The sequence below is a fragment of the Chryseobacterium sp. BIGb0232 genome, assembly GCF_024810195.1.
Lineage (GTDB): Bacteria > Bacteroidota > Bacteroidia > Flavobacteriales > Weeksellaceae > Chryseobacterium > Chryseobacterium pennae.
The window spans coordinates 119,017-138,611 of sequence record NZ_JANUEH010000011.1; the positions used below are offsets into that span (position 1 = coordinate 119,017).

At 35.2% G+C, this 19,595-nt stretch carries 21 protein-coding genes; 7 read left to right on the plus strand and 14 right to left on the minus strand.

Annotation, left to right across the window (positions count from 1 at the left end):
* Positions 1-103 precede the first annotated feature (103 nt).
* Entirely contained in the window at positions 104-2,734 is a 2,631-nt protein-coding gene (gene cphA, locus M2372_RS20580) for a cyanophycin synthetase (RefSeq protein ID WP_123318959.1), read from the minus strand.
* Between the two features lie 197 nt (positions 2,735-2,931).
* Between cphA and M2372_RS20585 the strand changes: the two genes are divergently transcribed.
* From M2372_RS20585 to M2372_RS20600, 4 genes are all read left to right on the plus strand, one after another.
* Positions 2,932-3,822 (plus strand): cyanophycinase, encoded by an 891-nt coding sequence (locus M2372_RS20585; protein ID WP_115973358.1) that lies wholly within the window; start codon positions 2,932-2,934, stop codon positions 3,820-3,822.
* Positions 3,823-3,877: 55 nt separating this feature from the next.
* Positions 3,878-4,372 carry a hypothetical protein gene (locus tag M2372_RS20590; protein WP_123318958.1) on the plus strand — a complete coding sequence of 165 codons (495 nt, stop codon included), beginning with the start codon at positions 3,878-3,880 and terminating at the stop codon, positions 4,370-4,372.
* 24 nt (positions 4,373-4,396) lie between these two features.
* On the plus strand, positions 4,397-5,239 hold the full coding sequence (locus tag M2372_RS20595) for an isoaspartyl peptidase/L-asparaginase (protein WP_123318957.1): 843 nt from the start codon (positions 4,397-4,399) through the stop codon (positions 5,237-5,239).
* Positions 5,240-5,339: 100 nt separating this feature from the next.
* Positions 5,340-5,576: a YtxH domain-containing protein gene (locus M2372_RS20600; protein ID WP_115973355.1), complete on the plus strand. Its 237-nt coding sequence runs from the start codon at positions 5,340-5,342 to the stop codon at positions 5,574-5,576.
* Between the two features lie 90 nt (positions 5,577-5,666).
* On the opposite strand, the gene M2372_RS20605 is transcribed toward M2372_RS20600, so the two are convergent.
* From M2372_RS20605 to M2372_RS20650, 10 genes are all read right to left on the minus strand, one after another.
* On the minus strand, positions 5,667-6,404 hold the full coding sequence (locus M2372_RS20605; protein ID WP_115973354.1) for a hypothetical protein: 738 nt from the start codon (positions 6,402-6,404) through the stop codon (positions 5,667-5,669).
* Positions 6,401-6,928, minus strand: coding sequence for a PH domain-containing protein (locus M2372_RS20610; RefSeq protein WP_123318956.1), 528 nt, complete (start codon positions 6,926-6,928; stop codon positions 6,401-6,403). The genes M2372_RS20605 and M2372_RS20610 overlap by 4 nt, the downstream gene beginning before the upstream one ends.
* Before the next feature lie 50 nt (positions 6,929-6,978).
* Positions 6,979-7,620, minus strand: coding sequence for a GNAT family N-acetyltransferase (locus M2372_RS20615; RefSeq protein WP_123318955.1), 642 nt, complete (start codon positions 7,618-7,620; stop codon positions 6,979-6,981).
* Positions 7,621-7,639: 19 nt separating this feature from the next.
* Positions 7,640-8,500, minus strand: coding sequence for a PH domain-containing protein (locus M2372_RS20620; RefSeq protein ID WP_123318954.1), 861 nt, complete (start codon positions 8,498-8,500; stop codon positions 7,640-7,642).
* 11 nt (positions 8,501-8,511) lie between these two features.
* Complete coding sequence (locus tag M2372_RS20625) at positions 8,512-9,405, minus strand: SHOCT domain-containing protein (RefSeq protein ID WP_148060742.1); 894 nt, start codon at positions 9,403-9,405, stop codon at positions 8,512-8,514.
* Positions 9,406-9,516: 111 nt separating this feature from the next.
* Positions 9,517-10,377, minus strand: a complete 861-nt coding sequence (locus tag M2372_RS20630) for a PH domain-containing protein (RefSeq protein WP_123318952.1) — start codon at positions 10,375-10,377, stop codon at positions 9,517-9,519.
* Between the two features lie 185 nt (positions 10,378-10,562).
* Entirely contained in the window at positions 10,563-11,162 is a 600-nt protein-coding gene (locus tag M2372_RS20635; protein WP_185018754.1) for a PH domain-containing protein, read from the minus strand.
* A 113-nt stretch (positions 11,163-11,275) separates the two neighbouring features.
* Positions 11,276-11,998, minus strand: coding sequence for an SHOCT domain-containing protein (locus M2372_RS20640; RefSeq protein WP_123318950.1), 723 nt, complete (start codon positions 11,996-11,998; stop codon positions 11,276-11,278).
* A gap of 23 nt (positions 11,999-12,021) precedes the next feature.
* Positions 12,022-13,389, minus strand: coding sequence for a histidine--tRNA ligase (gene hisS, locus M2372_RS20645; RefSeq protein ID WP_123318949.1), 1,368 nt, complete (start codon positions 13,387-13,389; stop codon positions 12,022-12,024).
* Positions 13,390-13,583: 194 nt separating this feature from the next.
* Positions 13,584-13,922, minus strand: coding sequence for a helix-turn-helix domain-containing protein (locus tag M2372_RS20650; protein ID WP_123318948.1), 339 nt, complete (start codon positions 13,920-13,922; stop codon positions 13,584-13,586).
* 112 nt (positions 13,923-14,034) lie between these two features.
* Here M2372_RS20650 and M2372_RS20655 point away from each other — a divergent pair, with 112 nt between their 5' ends.
* Positions 14,035-14,790, plus strand: coding sequence for an SDR family oxidoreductase (locus M2372_RS20655; RefSeq protein WP_185018752.1), 756 nt, complete (start codon positions 14,035-14,037; stop codon positions 14,788-14,790).
* An 85-nt stretch (positions 14,791-14,875) separates the two neighbouring features.
* Here M2372_RS20655 and M2372_RS20660 read toward each other — a convergent pair whose 3' ends face one another.
* Positions 14,876-15,331, minus strand: a complete 456-nt coding sequence (locus M2372_RS20660) for an HRDC domain-containing protein (protein WP_228455667.1) — start codon at positions 15,329-15,331, stop codon at positions 14,876-14,878.
* Positions 15,332-15,345: 14 nt separating this feature from the next.
* Complete coding sequence (locus M2372_RS20665) at positions 15,346-15,678, minus strand: single-stranded DNA-binding protein (RefSeq protein ID WP_115973346.1); 333 nt, start codon at positions 15,676-15,678, stop codon at positions 15,346-15,348.
* Positions 15,679-16,200: 522 nt separating this feature from the next.
* Between M2372_RS20665 and M2372_RS20670 the strand changes: the two genes are divergently transcribed.
* Together M2372_RS20670 and M2372_RS20675 are read left to right on the plus strand one after the other, a co-directional pair.
* Positions 16,201-17,076 (plus strand): helix-turn-helix transcriptional regulator, encoded by an 876-nt coding sequence (locus M2372_RS20670; protein ID WP_123318945.1) that lies wholly within the window; start codon positions 16,201-16,203, stop codon positions 17,074-17,076.
* A gap of 65 nt (positions 17,077-17,141) precedes the next feature.
* Positions 17,142-18,308: an iron-containing alcohol dehydrogenase gene (locus M2372_RS20675; RefSeq protein ID WP_123318944.1), complete on the plus strand. Its 1,167-nt coding sequence runs from the start codon at positions 17,142-17,144 to the stop codon at positions 18,306-18,308.
* A gap of 89 nt (positions 18,309-18,397) precedes the next feature.
* On the opposite strand, the gene M2372_RS20680 is transcribed toward M2372_RS20675, so the two are convergent.
* The gene (locus M2372_RS20680; RefSeq protein ID WP_185018750.1) at positions 18,398-19,423 is read right to left on the minus strand and encodes a methyltransferase; all 1,026 of its coding nucleotides are present in this window, start codon (positions 19,421-19,423) and stop codon (positions 18,398-18,400) included.
* Positions 19,424-19,595 lie beyond the last annotated feature (172 nt).

Here is a 19,595-nt window from a genome sequence, read left to right on the forward strand (position 1 = left end):
CTCTTAAAAAGCATCTCTATACTCTATACTATGGTATAAAAAAAATTGCAATACGTTTTATAGATTTCGTATTGCAATTTTAATAAGCTTATAAAAATTTTATTTATCCGTTTTTATCGTCTTCCAGCAGCTCTCTTGCCTGATATTCCTGAACAAGATCAATAGCATTGGAAATTACGTCACTTAAAGCGGTAATAAATGTTCCGTCTTCAGCCATGCCCATGGCATGCTTCAATGCTTCAATTTCTTTAGGAATAATTTCGTAGCTGACATCTTTTCCTGAAGACTGCATTCCTTCGATAATCAATCCGTTGATTTCCTCTTCTGTTCTCCCACGAAGATGTTTTTCATTTCGGATGATGATATGATCAAACATTCTTCCTGCAATCTTTCCGCATTCTCTGATGTCACTATCTCTTCTGTCTCCAACACCGGAAATAATTCCTATTTTCTTTGTTGCCTCAACATTTTTAAGATAATCTTCAATGGCTTCATATCCGGATGGATTGTGGGCAAAATCAATCAACACTTTAAAGCTTTTAAACTTAAAGACATTTAATCTTCCCGGGGTAAGCTGTGCACTTGGAATAAAGGTTCTTAATGAATTGGAAATATCTTCAATCCCAAATCCATGAAGGTAACTTGCTAAACTGGCTGCCAATACGTTTTCAATCATGAACCTCGCTTTTCCTTCCATCGTAATCGGGAAATCTTTTGCTTTACCGATTCTGATCTTCCAGTCGCCTTTTTTGATGGTTACAAATCCTTCTTCATAAACACAGGTGATTCTTCCCTCTTTGGCAAATTTTACAATATGCGGGTTGTTTTCATCCATACTGAAAATTGCAACGTTACAATCAAGATCGTTTACAATTTTCATAGAATATTTATTGTCTGCATTTAGAACGCTCCATCCTGTCTTCTTCACACTGTCTAATACTACCCGCTTTACTTTGGTAAGGTCTCTTAAGTTGTGAATATCATTCATTCCCAAATGATCCTCCTCAATATTGGTTAAAACCCCAATATCACACTGCGAGTATCCTAATCCCGAACGAAGAATCCCTCCTCTGGCAGTCTCCAAAACTGCAAATTCCACGGTAGGATCCTTTAAAATAAATTCTGCTGAAAGCGGACCTGTAGTATCCCCTTTTGACAACATGGTATTCTGGATATAAATTCCATCTGAAGTAGTAAACCCTACTCTGTATCCATTGCTTTTTACAATATGCGAGATCAGTCTTGTTGTGGTTGTCTTCCCGTTTGTACCTGTGACTGCAATAATCGGAATAGTGAAAGGTTTTCCCTGTGGATATAACATATCGACAACCGGAGCTGCAACGTTTCTTGGTAGCCCTTCACTTGGAGCCAGATGCATTCTGAATCCGGGAGCAGCATTAACTTCTATAATGGCTCCGCCACTTTCTTTTAATGGCTGTGTAAGGTTTTCTGCCATAATATCAATCCCACAGACATCAAGGCCAATAATCTTGGATATTCTTTCTGCCATTGTGATATTTTCCGGATGTACCATATCGGTCACATCAATTGAAGTTCCTCCCGTAGAAAGATTAGCGGTAGACTTCAGGTAAACAATTTCTCCCTTTTGCGGAATAGTTTCCAGGGTATATTGAAGTTTTTCAAGCAATTCCAGAGTATCTTTATCCACTTCAATTTCGGTCAGGACATTTTCGTGACCATAGCCTCTTCGCGGATCTTTATTCTCTTTATCTATAAGCTGCTGGATATTCAGTTCTCCATCTCCAACGATGTGAGCAGGAACTCTTCTTGCTGCAGCCACCATTTTATTATCGATCACCAAAACCCTGAAATCATAACCTGTAATGTATTTTTCAACGATTACTTTTCTGGAATATTTCTGGGCGTGTTCCAGCCCTGTTTTAGCAGCCTCCCAATCATTGACATTGATGGATGATCCTTTTCCATGATTTCCATCCAAAGGTTTTAAAACAATTGGATATCCTATTCTTTTGATTACTGTATGTAAACCTTCTTCATCTACAATAAGATCACCGATGGGTACCGGAATGGCTGCATCATGAAGCATTCTTTTGGTTAATTCTTTATTACAGGCAATATCTACTGCAATAGAACTTGTCTTTCCTGTAATTGTGGCTTGAAAACGCTGTTGGTTGACCCCATATCCAAGCTGCACCAATGAATTTGTTCCCAATCTGATCCATGGTATTTTTCTGGAAACAGCTTCTTCTACAATACTTCCGGTTGATGGCCCCAAACGAACACGCTCCCTGATCTCTTTTAACTTTTGAATACAGGCATTCAGGTCATAATCTTTTCCTTCAATTAATGTTTCTGCAATCTTTACGGCTTCTTCAGCAGCATAAATTCCTACATTTTCTTCAAGGTAATTGAATACCACATTATACACTCCCGGTGATTTGGTTTCCCGGGTTCTTCCAAAGCCAACATCCATCCCCGCCAGGGTCTGTATTTCCAAAGCAATATGCTCAATGACATGTCCCATCCAGGTTCCAGTTTCCACCCTATGGAAAAAACCACCTTCCACTCCTTCTGAACACCTATGGGTAATCAGTGACGGGATTAATTTTTCAATTCTTTCCCTGAATCCATCTATTTTATTGGTAGGATAATTCTCCATTTCCTCAAGGTCCAACCTCATCTGTATCAGCTTCTTTCTTCTGATACTCCAGATATTAGGACCGCGTAGTGCCTGAATCTTTTCGATTTTCATAGTCTATTGGCATTTTAACAGTTAATAATAACTTATTTTATAATCAAATATAATATAAAACCCTAAACGAAACTATAGCACACTTGAAGATTTATCAAAAAAAAAATAATTTTTATTCACATTTCTAAATCATTAAAAATCAACTAAAGATGGCACGAAATTCGCCAAATATGTTAATTATTTTTTAATTTTGTACCATGACTAAACCTACTGGAAAATTAATAGTAATCGGAGGAGCTGTAAATAAAGGAAGTTTTGCAGAAACCGACTACGATCAGAATATTGAAAAGAATCTTAACTTTTTTGAGCGGGGGATTCTGCGAAAGATCATCAACGAATCTAAATACAAGGAAGATTCTGTCATTGAAATCGTAACAACAGCCTCTCAAATTCCTCAGATTGTAGGTTCTGAATACAAAAAAGCATTTGAATTTCTGGGTGCTAAAAATGTAAATGTTCTTGATATTCATAACCGTGAAGAAGCCAACTCTGACGCCATGGTAGCCAGAGCAAATGCTGCAGACGTCATGATGTTTACAGGAGGAGATCAGCTGAGACTAACCTCTATTCTTGGAGGAACCAGATTTCACGATACCATTTTATTGAAATATCAGGAACAGGACTTTATTTATTCCGGAACTTCAGCAGGTGCTGCAGCAGCTTCTGAAAATATGATTTATCAGGGAAGCAGCTCTGAAGCTTTATTAAAGGGAGAAATTAAAACAACACAAGGGTTGGGATTAATTGATAATGTTATCATTGATACCCATTTTGTACAAAGAGGCAGAATCGGGCGTCTTTTCCAGGCTGTGGTGAATAATCCAAGAACACTGGGAATTGGCCTTGGGGAAGATACTGGACTTTTCATTCATAACGATGTGATGACCGCTGTAGGTTCCGGGCTGGTGATTCTGGTAGACGGAAGATTTATTAAGGATACTAACCTTACCAATATTAACCTTGGAGAGCCTATCTCTATTGATAATTTAACGGTTCACGTAATGTCTATGAATGATCATTATGATCTTACGACCAAAGCTCTTACCATTGAAAATTCACAATTCAATCCAATTCCTCAGGACAAATAGTTTTAAAAGTTCAATTCGAAAGTTATTCTTATTTTAGTTTTTAAATAAACGCTAAATGGCAGAAGAAAAAATTGAACAGCTTATAAATCTTCTTCTGGAAGGTTATGACATCAGCAATAAAGAAGAAATCATTTCGAACTGTTCTTTTTGCTATACCAATCCGGATCAATATATAGCCAATAATGAAGCAGAATGGGTAATTGAAGGCGACGAGGATGGAGCATTTGAGTTTTCTGTGACCAATGAACTTTTTAATTTCCTGATCCGCGGAGATAAAATAGATGAAGTTCATGAACTCATTGATGAAAGCTTGAATAATGCGCTAGGAGACTTCCCGGCAGGGATAAGATATGCACCGGATTATTTTGTATGGTTACAGCCTAAGCTTAATCAGGAAGAACCCCCATTGGAAGTTATTGAGCTTGCAGATAGCTATTCCGATGAACTACAGCTGATAATTATTGAAAAGCACAATCTGGAAAGTATTTCGAAACTCTGTCAGGAATTAAGGGTTCATTTCAGAAGAACAGTACCATTCCAGGACAAATAATAATTTAAAAACTAAACTTTATTTATGAAACTCATCATCCACGGCGGTTTTTTTTCGGAAAGTGACCAAAGCCATGAAGTAAAAACAGCGAAACAAAACTCTTTAAAGGAAATTGCTCAAAGAGCCTTTGACTATCTTCAGACGCATTCTGCTTTTGATACAGTGGCCTATGCAGTTTCTTTGCTGGAAGATGATCCTCTATACAACGCAGGAATAGGTTCGCAAATTCAAAGTGATGGTATCATCCGTATGAGTGCAGCCATCATGAATGGTGAAACGCAAAAACTAAGCGGTGTTATCAATATTCAGGATGTGAAGAACCCTATTTTTGTGGCAAAGAACCTCATCGGAGAAGATGACAGGGTTTTAGGCGGACATGGCGCAAAAATATATGCTACAGAACACGGATTTGAAAATTTTTCCACGGAAATTCCACAGAGAAGAAAAGAATACGAAGCGAAGCTTGGCAACGGCGGGAAGGGTACGGTAGGCTGTGTAGCCATCGATAAGGATGGAAAACTGGCTGTTGCTACTTCTACAGGGGGAAAAGGTTTTGAGATTCCGGGAAGGATTTCAGACTCTGCCACTGTGGCCGGAAATTATGCCAATGCTTTCTGTGCAGTAAGCTGTACAGGAGTAGGTGAAGATATTGTAAGCAACGCTACTTCTGCAAAAATTGTTACCCGCGTAACGGATGGGATGAGCCTTGAAGCAGCTTTCACTAAAACTTTTGACGAACTTAAAATGATTGACGGATTTGCGGGTGCTATTGCCATTGATAAAGATGGAAATATCTATCATCAGGACTCCTATCCTACTATGGTTTTCACCAGTTTTGACGGAGAAAATTTTGATATCTTTTCTTAATTTTAACATTTTTTTATCATTCAACTTAATTTTTTGGCACGTATTTTACATAAGTATTAATAACAAATTTTAATATTAATATCTTTTAAAAATAGAAATCATGGGAAACAAAACAAAAGGTGTATTAGCTTTACTAGGATTAGGTGCTTTGGCTTATTGGAAATATAAGAATTCAAGCCCTGAAGATCAACAAGCGGTAAAAGATAAGCTAAATACGGCAAAGGATAATCTTAACAAATGGGGAAATGACCTTAAGAGCAAAGCGAATGATGTTGCTTCTCAGGTTCAAAATAAAGTAGACGAGGTAAAAACAAAAGCCGAAGATTCTTTAAACTAAAAACAGACAGTAGTTTTTTTTAACATTCATATATAGAAAAAGTCATCGTAGTAGTTTGCGATGACTTTTTGTTTATATAGGAGAAAAATTTTAATTTCCCTGAATAATATAATTTTTTTCCACTAATTTTCTTTCAGACTCGTTGGAATTATCCGGTTTAAACCAAACTTCGATCCTGCTTCCATAATAATCTCCCCAATCTCCTTCTTTCACTGTAAAACCATCATTACCACTTGAAAATTCTTTCAATTCATCATTGGGATTAAAGACAACTCTCATTGATTCTTTTTTAATTTCTTTTTCAGAAAGAATCCTGTTGGTATTGAAATCATATACTTTTAAATACACTTTCCCTTTTTCTGTTTTATTAAGAAAAACATCGTATTTATAAGTTCCCGGCTGTAAGTAATCATAGATAAGGATATCAGGTTGAGTAACCTCTACGAGTTCTTTTTCATCTGAAAATATCTTTAAAGGCATTGAAAACTTTGCATTCTTTGGGTTTTTAATATCATTATTATAAGGCTTATAAGGACTTTTAGGCGGGTAAAGACCAAACAGTATACCAAGGATAGAAAGGATAATAATGCTTAAAAAACATTGCCAAAGACCGTTTTTAAATTCATCTTTTTTGAACATCCTCGAAATTCCCAATAGAAAGCTTACTACCACAACCAGAAATGGGATGGCCGTGAAAAAATTCCATGTAAAACTGCTAATAGGTAAAATAAGGATCAATAACCAGCAGAAAACACCTATAAATAATGAGATTAAAGAGGTAAAATACCATCTCCAGTTTAATGCTCTAAAAACAACTTCTTTTATCATAATTTGTCCATAATTTTTTTCTTTTGTTCATTGAATTCTTCTTCACTCAAAATTCCGCTTTCTTTTAATCGTCCCAATTGTTCCAACTCATCTAAAGAAGTAGGTTCGGCCTTATGGAAACTTTCTTTGGGACGGGACATGAAGTCTCTTACCTTTTCACAAAACAGCTCAGCATGGTATCTTCCTACCCCATCAATCTCTACGACATCATCTGTAACCTGAATATCTATAGAGGCCAACATTACTGCAGTTTCATATTGTATAGAGCTTATTTTAGTATAGGAATAATCCTGTACGGTTAATCCATACATGAATTCCTTATCTACAAAGATCAATCTTCTGTCTGTAGCTGCTAAAATGATATGATGGTTGTTTATTTTATTTCTACCTTCAACGAGGTAAACAATTTTTTCATCCGCTGAAAGAATATCCGGCAAAGCACGAATCTCTTTTCTGGCAAATATGGTAGGATTGATATCCAGTTTTTCTAGTTCTTCTTTTATTTCGTCAAGTCTTGATCCCATGGTTATACTTTATAAGTCTAAATTACTACTCTTTTAATTCAATAAAAATATTAATCTTTAGAAGGAATAACAATAGAGGAATGCAAAGCATACACTTTCCAGCCTAAATTTTCATATAATAGCTTCCCTTCTTCTGTAGCTACCAAAAGATTATTATGAAACCCTTTCAATAAAGCGATCTTCTCCAGCTCTTTCAGTAAAAATGACGCCAACCCTTTCCTTTGATGTTGTATTTCGGTAATGATTCTGTCATAAACAGCAGCATCATCTATTAAAGATACACGCCCTATTGAAGCCTGCTCCCCATTTTCCGCTACAATTCTTACAACAAATGTTGTATTGTATTCTGAAAATTCCAGATGATATCCTTCAGCCAGACTGATTTCCGGAAAAATCATAGGATGAAAACAAGTCATCAGATATCCCTGTGCCTGCAGCTGCCATTTTTCAGGAATACTTCCTATAAACTGATCAGGAGAGGTACTTACTTTCAGATAAACCCAGGGTTCATCAATTGACCGGGCAAGCTGAAAAAAGTCTTCATTAAGGTTAGGAAATACGTAACGCTCTTTTTGTTTTTCATCTCCTACGAATACATTAAATCCAGACTTATATTGCACAGGAAAGGCTACTTCTCTTGATAAGCACCATCCTTTAAGCCAGCTTTTTACGATTTCCGTTTTATCCTTCATGATTTGGGGTAAACAATTTTTATTTTAATTGTTCTAATAATTTTCTTTTTTGTTCTGTAAACTCGGTATCGGTAAGAATACCACCTTCTCTCAATTTACCCAGTTTTTCCAACTGTTCGAGAATTTCAAGGGAGCGTGCTGCGCTTACAGCTGTATCCATATTGGTATTTACAGGACTAGCCTCCGGCTGAGATTGCTGTACCGGATTGTTATAAATAGGACTTATGATACCGTAGAACTTCTCTGCATCTTCTTTATCCATAAAACATTCAAACTCTACCACTCTTTCATCCAGATGGAGTTTAATGACAGGAGATCTTGGATCTGTTACAAAACTTACAGACCTGATGGTTTCATTAGGATAATCATTGATTTTAGCATCTCCAAACATTGCTTTTGAAACAGAGATCATTCTTTTGGAGGTTGCCACCAATATTCCTGCAGCCAGGGTATTCACAAACTGAGCATCTGTAATACCAACGATCTTCTCATCTTCAGAAATCAGATAAGGAAGTTCTTTAATCTCACCTTTGGTAAATACGGAAAGACTGGCATTAAGCTTTTCCAGCTCTGCTTTTATCTTCTGTTTTCTTATTTTATATACTTCCTTAGAAATATCCTGAGGCTCTTCCTCCATAGCCATGGGGAGGTTTTCCTGTATTACAGCAGGCGGATTCTGTTCTGTATTTTTATTTTGAATGATCCTCTGAATATCATCAATATTGAACTGATTAAGGTTATACAGCACCTCCTGATTGATGTAACTTATTTTATCTAAACATTTATTGCATAATACTCCGCCATCTGAAAGTTTATTTTCTCCCAAAAGCTTATCCATAGAGGTTAATTCTGTATTACACAATGAACAAATATTACTCATTCTTTTATTTTTTATAATTTATCCAGCAGTTTTTTCTTCTGTTCTGCAAATTCATCATCTGTTAAAATTCCATTGTCTCTTAATCTGCCTAATTTTTCGAGCTTATCAAAAACTACTGACGGATCTTCTTCCTGTATCGGTTGAGATGGCTGAAATGCAGAAGCCTTTAATTCAGGTTGAGTTAACTGTTGTTTTTCTCTGTTTTCTGAACTTTTTATATACCTTTCTATTGCTTTACAAAATAGTTCCGCTGAATTACTGCCATCAAGAATAAAATCAGCCGTAGGTCCGTTCGTTAATATCTTTAGTGAAGAATCTTTTTCCCTTGTATCATCCAATACAGTATTAATATTTTGATGTGGAAATTCCTTCTTATATATGTTTCCAAAAAACTTCCTATTAAGAAAAAGCACTTTACGTTGTGTTGCTAACAGAAGGCCATTCGTATTATTGTGTAAATACCTGGCATCAGCAATTGCAACAATTTTTTCATCTGTATCCAGAACCTTCACAAGCTCATCTACTTCATCATTCACAGAAGAACTGAGTTTAGTATTTAAAGCAAGAATCTGTTCTTGAATTTCGTCAGATCTTGTAGGCTTTGTTTTGTCAATGGAAAATCGCACAGTCGTATGGGAAAATGTTATGCTGGTATGGGACACTGAAGTCTCTACTACAGTTTCTTCCTCAATTTCCTCTACTTCTTCAATACTTTCACCCCAAGTCAAGTCTCTGATCTCCGCCAAAGTGTAATTCATAAGACTGTGCACCAGATCTTTATTAATAGCCGTTGCTTTATTCAGACATTTATTACATAAGAGTCCACCATCTGAGAGCTTATTCTCACCCAGAACGGTATCCATAAGGCTTAATGGGGTTCCACAAAGAGCACAATTCGTGTTCATTCTAGTTTTATGTTTAAAAGTTTTTACATCAGAGCAGACAATTCCTATTGTTCTGTTTTGTATCCATCCCAATTACAAATAAGGATATTTTTTTGGATTAACTTATCTTTTTTAAAGTCTTTCCAATAGTTTTGCTTTCTGTAATGAGAACTCTTCCTCACTTAAAACGCCCATCTGCCTTAGCTTACCAAGCTTTTCCAATTGTTCAAAAATATCTTCTGTAGATCCTTTTGGAATATTGGATGAATTTTGAGGTGCTGGGCTTGGAGTATTTTGATAAAATGACTGTGGTTGTGACGGTTTCTGAAATGTTTGTCTTTCGGATCCTCTGATCTGACCGTTTACGATATCACAGAATGATCTGCCATCACTTTTATTATGCAGTTTAAACTCTACAGCACCACCGCTTGTATTTACTCTTAATACTGAATATAGAAGGTTTTCAACCTGATCCAGAGCGGTAATATCTTTATGGGTATATTCATTTTTTACCACACCACCCAAGAATTTTTTATCCATGAAAATCACTCTCCATTGGGTTGAGAAAATAATTCCTTCCCTGTTATTACGAAGATTGATACATTCTGCAATGGCAATCAATCGTTCATTTGGATCCAGGACTTTATCCAGTTCATTTACTTCTTCATTGGCTAAAACGCTCAATCTCGCTTTCAGCGCTACAATCTGATCTTTTATTTCGTCTAATCTGGTGGGAGCATCATATTCATAGTTGCCTGTTCCTGAAGATGGAGTTCCCGGACTCTGGCTCCCATCAATTTTACTTTTAAGGAACATTCCTGTTATTTCAGCAAAATAAAACTGATGCAAATTATTGATAAGATCTCTATTGATTGTAATGGCTTTATTAAAACATTCAGCACACAAATAGCCGCCATCTGCAAGTTTATTTTTTCCAACAAGCATATCCGTAGACGTCAGCGGAGTTCCGCACAATGCACAAATAGTATTCATTTGGTTTTTATGTTTAAAAGTTTCATATAGGTAGAAGGTAATTCTACTGTTCTATTAATCGCCCCAAATTACAAATTCTAAACCGATTCTGGAGGGCAAAGTATTCAAAACTTATGATTCATCAAGTAAATCAGCCACAAAAATATTTTTGTGGCTGATTATTTCTTATATGGATTTCAGGGGAATTATAATTTATCCAGTAATTTTTTCTTTTGATCAGTAAATTCTTCATGGGTAAGAATACCGTTTTCTTTCAATTTTCCGAACCTTTCTATCATATCCAAAATTCCTGATGCTGATTGTTCCTGAGGTTTTGTCTCATCAGAATTACCCAAAAGCTGTTGGACTGCTTCACAGAAATCAGCTCCATATCCTTGATTTTCAGACCCAACAATAATATTCTTTTCAGAAGTACTTATTGTTATTAAATTATTTGAAGATGAAAAATCAATGGATGTAATATTTTTAAGAGAAATAATTTCCTTAAATACAAAACTAAAATCATTTCCGGCATCAATGAAAATCAATCTTTTATCGGTTGAAATAAGTGTTCCATATCCTCGCTGATCGTGTTTCCCAAATATTCCGTGAATAAACCGTTCATCATTGACCATTCTAAAAATCTTTCGTAATGCTATATCTGAATAATCAGAAAGGCTTGGATTGATCCTGAATAATACGGTTTTGAATTCTTCAAATTGAGATTCTTTTTTTAACAAAGTCCTGACCTGATAAAGGCTAAATTCATTGCTGTATAAAGAAAATTCACGATATATTTTATTCATTTTGGATTTACAGTCTTCACAAATCTCAATCTTATTTAAAAGTTTACTCCCGCCCCAAAATGAAATCTTATTATTACAAATAGCACAACTACTCATTTTTACAATTATAAGGTTTAAAGTCGTTCAAGTAATTTTTTCTTTTGTTCAGCAAATTCTACATCAGTGATCACACCATTTTGCCTGAAGCTGCCAAGCCTTTCAAGGATATCAAAAAGTGAAGAGTCGTTGTTATTTTGTGAAGGTATCACTTTCTCCTGTTTACTTTTTTTTGACAACTCTATTTGTTTTTTTATTTGTTTTTGAAATTTTTCTGTCCATAAAATTTTCAAAAATCGCAAAGAATTGTCTGAAGTAATGATTCTTATTTCATTATCGGAGTTAATCATATCTACTGAAACGATATCATGATAATCAATGACTTCAGGAAAACCGACAGGTGAGCTTTCCGTCACAAACAGAAGTCTTTTATTGGTTACAAACAAAGCACCGGATTTATTCTCATATACAGCTTTATCACCAATCACTATCTTTTCTCCTTCCAAAAGAGAAATAAACAATTTATTAATTAATGAGCTTTGGAAAAGAGAAATACTAGTGTAATCATTCACAATCTGACAATAAAATTTTTCAAACTGCTCACCTTTTACCAAAAGCTCCCGAACCTGAAAAGCAGTACAACTGGAAAATATAGTGGTACTAATATACATATTTGCAAGAGCTTTACGCGCTTGCTCTCCACAGCTATTACATACATAAGTATGATCTGCCAGCTCTTCTTTCGTAGAGAAAAAACCTGTATTTTGAAACGGAGCAAGACAGCCTATGCATTTTTCCACAATGAACTTCGATTTGCTTAATACTATCCTAAAAATTCGTTCAAAGAAACTGTTTTCTGTTCTCCGGCTGCCAAATCTTTAAAGGTTACTGTACCATTTTTAAGCTCCTCCTCTCCTAAGAACACAAGTTTTTTAATTCCTTTTTTCTCAGCGTAAGTAAACTGCTTATTGATCTTTGTGCTTTCAGGATATAATTCTGCTGAAATCCCTTTTGATCTTAATTGCATGATTAGTTTCAAAGCTTCAGTAGTTTCTTCACCTCCGAAATTAGCAAACAGATATTCTATTTTAGAAGCAGCTTCTTCAGGGAAAAGATTAAGCTCTTCCATCACCAGATAAATTCTATCTAGTCCGAATGAAATACCAATTCCAGGGATATTTTTCACCCCAAACACTTCTGTAAGGTTGTCGTATCTACCACCACCACCAATGGAACCCATTGCCACTTCATCTGCTTTCACTTCGAAGATAGCTCCGGTATAATAATCAAGACCTCTTGCCAGCGTAATGTTGAATACAAGATTCTGCATATCAACGCCAAGGTTCAGAGATTGTGTAAGAACAAACTCTAATTCCTCTACTCCTTTCAGTCCAATCTCATTACCTACAAATTTTTCTTTCAACTGAAGTAAGTTTTCCAAAGCATCATCAGACTGGCTAAATAAAAAGTCTAATTTATCAATAGATTCCTGAGAGATTTCTCTTTCCAATAATTCCTTAACAACTCCCTCTTTTCCAATTTTATCCAGCTTGTCTAAAGCTACTGTAAAATCGATCAGTTTATCAGTAATTCCTGCATATTCAGCTAATCCGGAAAGAATTTTTCTGTTGTTCATGTGAATGGTAACAGGTACTTTCAGATCAGCAAATGATTTCAAATACAATTGAACCAGATCTACTTCCTGTAGTAAACTTTCACTTCCTACCACATCTGCATCACACTGATAAAACTCTCTGTATCTTCCTTTTTGAGGTCGGTCTGCTCTCCATACCGGCTGGATCTGGAAACGCTTGAATGGAAAAGTTAATTTTCCATGATTCATCGCCACAAATCTCGCAAAAGGTACAGTAAGGTCATAACGAAGCGCTTTATCTGTTAAGTTTTCTGAACTGAAAGGCTTCTCCAATGCTCTCTGGAAATCATTAAGCATCTGATCCTTTTTCTCATCCTTTGCTTCGTTAATACTTGAATTAAGGATTTTAAAAATCAAACGATCCCCTTCTTCTCCGTACTTTCCCGTTAAAGTGGAAAGATTTTCAAAGCTTGGTGTTTCCAAAGGCTGAAAACCGAATAACTCAAAATTATTCTGTAGAATATTGATGATATATTTTCTTCTGGATACTTCCTGTGCTGTAAAATCTCTCGTTCCTTTTGCTAAACTTGGCTTCATTTATTGTATGTCATTTTGATAAGTACAAAAGTACGGAATTGCAGGGAATTTTACATAGCATTAAAAATTAAAGAAATGACCTTTACTATTTTTACGGTGATAGAACCTGGTTATTAAAAAAATAAGATGTAATTTGTCTCAATCTGAAGTTTCGTCTATCAGTATTTTAAAGATATCAATTATAAGGTTCTGAATTAATCTTTGATTTCTTCTCTGTGCTGATATCCCCAGCTAATCATAATATTAATCAGTTCACGAAGGCTTTCAGCATAGGGAGTCACTGAATATTCCGTCATAATAGGTTTTGTATCGAGAACCTTTCGGGTAATAAGTTTATTAAGCTCCAATTCACGTAATTCTTTAGATAAAATCCTCGGACTAATATCAATCATTTTAGATAGTTCACCAAAACGTTTGCTCCCTGTAGTCACTAAGGCACCCAAAATGACAAGCTTCCATTTTCCCCCTATAACATACAGAGTATCCTGGATTGCTAAATAGGCATTATCACAAGGTTTTTTCTCAATATTCATATATACACTTACATTTTTGTAACCACTATCATAGAGGTAACTTATAACAAAAATACAAATTTAGCCCCATAATTTTGTACCTCTATTAAATAACAATATAATGAGTAAAACAATGAACAAGACAATAGTGATTATAGGAGCCGGGCCAGGGATTGGATTAGAAACAGCCAGATATTTTGGCCATCATGGATATCTGGTAGGTTTGATGAGTAGAAACCAGGAAAAACTTAACCTTATAAAAGCTGAACTTGAGCTAGAAGGAATATCTGTATTCAATGAAACAATTGACGCCAATACTCCTGAATCTGTATCCGGCTCTATAAAAAAATTAACAGAAAAATTAGGAAATCGTCTGGATGTTGTTTTGTATAATGTTCCTGGACCTTTGGGAGCTGAGTCTTATGTTCCAATAACAGACTTATCTATTGATTTATTAAAAATTTATTTGAATACAAGAGTTTTAAGCGCTTTGGAAACTGCTAAAACAACCCTTCCTTACCTTTTACAAACCAGCGGAACTCTTTTATTTACAAGTGGGCAATCAGACAGAACGGCCTATCCTTTTACTTCTGCCATGGGAGTTCCTCAAGCAGCTTTGAGAATGCTTACTACCCATTTGCATAATGAATTCGCAGAAAAAAATATTTTTGTGGGTTATATCCCCATTGACAATCCTCCTCTATATTCTGATTCTGAAAAAGAAAGCAGCAGATCAGATCTTCCTTTAGGCTTTGAATTGGAAAACCGAACAGAAGCAACATATATAGCCCAAGAGCTATTTAACTTATCTACGAAAAGAGACAATTTAGAATTAAGGATTGAACCAACTTCACTTGATCAAAAAAATTCTCCAGCAAATAAAAACTAAGAATAAACTTTTGATTTTGAATAGCAAAAGCTGTAGAAGATTACTTCTACAACTTTTGTTCTTTAGTATTAATTGTTCCTAAAAATCAGACACTTTCAAGGATTTCCAGTATTTCTTCGCCATAATTTTCAATCTTATGCTTTCCGAATCCTTTGATCTCCAATAGTTCTTCTTTTTTGGCAGGTTTATACTTAGCTACAGACATCAGTTCTTTATTACTTGCAATGAAGTAGCTTGGCAGATTTTGTTCCCTGGCTTTCTCCGACCTCCAAAGTTTCAGGGCATTGAGAATTTGTTCTTCATCGGGATTCAGGAAATCATTATCCGCAGAGTATTTAATAACCTTTGGTTCTTTCACTGTATTTTTCACCACTTTAAGTTCTTCAAAATACAGAATCACAGACCAATAACATTCATCGTTTACAAAAGCGGTTTCCACTTTTATAATCTCATTGCCTTCCAGAAAATCATCAAGCATTTTCTGATCTTTGTAGAGAAATTCATCAGGAAGCCTGATCTTAAAAACTTTTACTTTCATCATTTGAGTTTTTAGAATTATTTACCTCCCAGCAACAGGATCTCATCTACTCGAATTTCCGTAATGTAACGCTTTACACCATCCTTATCATCGTAAGATCTGTAGGTAAGCTTACCTTCAATCGCAATCTCTTTTCCTTTGGGAACATACTTTTCCATAATTTCTGCAACTTTCCCGAAAGCAATCAGATTGTGCCATTGTGTTTCTTCCACTTTTTCACCTTTAGCATTAGTGTAATGATCGCTGGTAGCTAAAGATACATTTGCTTTTACGCTTCCATTTTCGAAGTTTACCATTTCAACTTCTTTACCTGTGTAACCGATTAATGTTACTTTGTTTCTTAGTGACATAACTTTTAGATTTTAATGATTAATATTTCAGATAAGAGACGTTCACTGTTTTCTCAAATCTCTGTTGCAAAGGTTGCGATCTCACCAAAAACCAGTCGGTTATAAACTATTTAAATTCGTTTGTAATCGTTTGTAATCGGATAAATAAAATTAAAATTGTTTAGTCATATTTACTTTTCATGGTAAAAAATATTGATATCGTTTTAAAATAAAAAGGAATGAGATGAACTTACTCAGGAATAATAGATTTTATTTTTGTTGATAAAAATTTTGAAAACCTCTATATTTTTTAAGAATATCTTTAGATTTGGAAAAAGAATTAGTTATTATCCTTGTCAAGGTTTAAAACCTTGACAAGGATGTATTGAAACTCAGAATCAAAATTAGTCTTAAGTACAGACTTATAAAGATGATTCTTATTTGTGCATTAGTAGCTATTTTATTAAGATTTAAATTAATTTTGCCTTCTGTTTCTTACTAAAAAGAAACAATGATGATTTTTGATTATAAAGAAATGAATATATGAGGACGTTAGAAATTAAAAAGAATATTCAAAAGGAAGAGGATAAAAATCTTTCTTTTCGGGTTTTTGATTTAACAAATGACTATTTGCAAGATTATGATAAGCCACACAAGAAAGATCATTTTTTTATAATTGTTATTGAAGATGGAACTTTACAGCTGCATATTGAGGATAAGGTTCATTTTTTGAAACCAGGGAAAATCTCTGTAGTATTTCCGGAGCAGGTACATTTTATTTCTGATATAGGTAATGACCTGAAAGGGAAAATAATTCTGTTTGAAGAAGTATTATTCTGTTCAGATATTTTGAAAAACGAACTGAGTACTTATAATGTAAACCTTTCCACACAACTTCATTGTACCATTTTATCTTCAGAAGACTTTCAGCAAAGTTTGCATACAATCTCTATGATCAAGGAAATTTATCAGCATCCAAGCCTTATTAAAAAGGAGCAGGCGAGATTTCTGATCAAAATTTTTCTGTTAGGCTTGATTGAGTCTGTTCATGGCCTACATCCTATTTTACATAAAGAAACCCCTGACAAACCAATATATGTTCGGTTCAAAAAATTGTTGAATGAACATTATAAACAATACAGAACGGTTCAATACTATGCGGATGAGCTGGCTATAACAACCAAAAAGTTAAATTCAATTACTAAAAAGCATTGTGGAGAAACAGCCATTCAAGCCATTCATAACCGAATTTTAATAGAGATTAAAAGACAACTCATGTTTTCAGATCTTTCTCATAAAGAAATTGCCTTTGATCTCGGTTTCAATTCTCCTTCTGCTCTCAACAAGTTTGTAAAGGCAAAATTAAAGGAAACTCCCACTGCTCTTCAACAGGAATTGGCGCAAATGTATAACACATAATCTTGTTTGTATAACATGGTCCGTTTGGGCTTCTCTAATTTTGTCTCATTAAATCAAACAAAAAAATGAGCAAATTATTCATTGCTGGAGAAGTTTTCCATGGTGCCGGAAGCCTTTCAGAATTAGCAAATATTAAAGGTAAAAAAGCGGTAATTGTAACAGGGGGAAGCTCTATGAGAAAAAGCGGAACTCTTGATAAAGCGATCAATTATCTTACAGAAGCAGGAATCGAAACACAGATTTTCGAAGGTGTAGAGGAAGATCCATCATCAGCAACTTGTATGAAAGGTGCTGAAATCATGAAAACATTTGAGCCGGATTGGGTAATCGGTTTAGGAGGCTGTTCTGCCATTGATGCCGCAAAAATCATGTGGGTATTTTATGAATATCCTGATGCTGATTTTAATGCCATGATTAAGCCGTTCACCGTTCCTGTTTTAAGAAATAAGGCAAAATTTATCGCTATCCCTTCTACAAGTGGTACAGGAACTGAAACAACAGGCCTTGCCGTGATTACAGACAGGGAAAAAGGGGTGAAATATCCAATCGTTTCTTATGAATTAACACCGGATATTGCTATCGTAGATGGAGAAATCTGTGCTTCAATGCCTGCACACGTTACTTCAAATACAGGTCTTGATGCATTGACGCACTGTGTGGAAGCTTTTGTATCCAACATTGATAATAATATTGCAGATGCGCTTTCAAAAGGAGGTCTTGAGATTGTTTTCAATAACTTAAAAGAGGCCGTAGAAAATCCAAACAATATTACAGCACGTCAGAATATGCATGACGCTTCCTTTATGGCAGGTTTGGCATTCAACAACGCTTGGTTGGGAATTGTTCACTCTTTATCTCACCAGGTTGGAGCACTGTACGGAATTCCTCATGGTGCTTCCAATGCCATTTTCCTTCCGAATGTTATCCGTTATAATGCGCAGGCAACAGAACGCTATCCTGACTTAGCAAGAGTAATCGGTAAAGAAACAGCTGAAGATCTTGCTCAGGCTATCGAGACATTACGTTCAGAAGTTAATAATCAATCAGCAATTAAAGAATTCGGGATTTCAAGAGAAGACTGGGATAAAAACATTGATTATATCACCGCTAATGCGCTTGCAGATCCATGTACAGGATTCAATCCAAGAGTTCCTTCATTAGATGAATTAAAGGCTGTTTATAATGCTTGTTATGAAGGCCTTGTGTATACTGAAGAATTGGTTGCAGGATAGTTAATTTTATATTTAAATTTTAGCATAAAAACAGGAAGTTTATTGAACTTCCTGTTTTTTATGCATTAGGTTCTTTACCTAAGTCCTTTTTAAATTTTCTCACATTCAATGATGCTTTTCGCTTCTGTACCAATCTGAACAAGCCTGTTGAATTGTAATCCAGATTTTTCCAATAGCACTTTAAATTCACTCAATGTCCTTTCTCTGCCGGTAAGGCAAGCCAGCATCACAATATCCAAAAGTTTGGCAATATGAGGCTGATTCAAAGAGTCATCAGGAATAACAGCATCTATAATCAATAGTTTTGCTCCTTTTGGCATTGCTTCATAGCAAACTTTTAAAATCTGAACACATTCATCATCACTCCAATCATGGATAATCCATTTCATCGTGTATAAATCTGCTCCTTCCGGAACTTTTTCAAAAAAACTACCGATGGCAACAGAACATCTTTCTTTTAAATCTTGGGGGATAAGTTCTGTAGTCTTTTGAATCACATTCTCTTCATCAAAGATAATTCCCGAACTACCGGGTGCAACATTCAGAATTGCATACATCATTACTCCATTTCCTCCGCCTATATCTACTATTTTTTTATAGGGACTGAAATCATAATTTCCCATAATTCCCTTTAACTCTGTTCCAGACATTCCGGTCATTCCTTTTCCGAAGTTCACCCCTATTTCCGGATGTTTCTTATAATAAGTCCAGAGTGGCATTCCGTGGATATGATCAAAAGGGATCTTCTCTGTCTGAACAGCGTAGGTAAGTTCACCATAAGCGGGAAAATGTTCATTCATTATAGTGAGTACAAAATTCTTGGCTGTTCCGGGGACATCAGTCTGTAAAGCTGCTCCAAAGTCATTTAATGCAAAGGTTTGGCTTTCTGATTCCTCAAAAATACCAACGCTGCTTAATGCTCTCATAATCCGATACAGTGCTTTTTCATTAGAGTGAGTTTCTTTCGCCAACGAAGAGATTGTTTTGGAACCATCTGCTAAATGGTCTGCAATGTCTAATTCTGCAGCAGTCTTTACACAGCCGGCCAGCCATACACCTCCTAATACTTCAAACATTTTTAAAGTAAACTCCGGTTTTACGGGATGTTTTTTCATAGTCATCGTTTTTTGATTTGGATTTAAGTTAAAATATTATAATTCAACACTACGTGAAATTATAAATTTTATTCTCAAAAAATCGATATTTAAATAAAAAAAATAAGACATTAAAATGATTTTAATAAAATTTATTTAGACACACCTTAAACACCTCTAGATTTATTTCTAT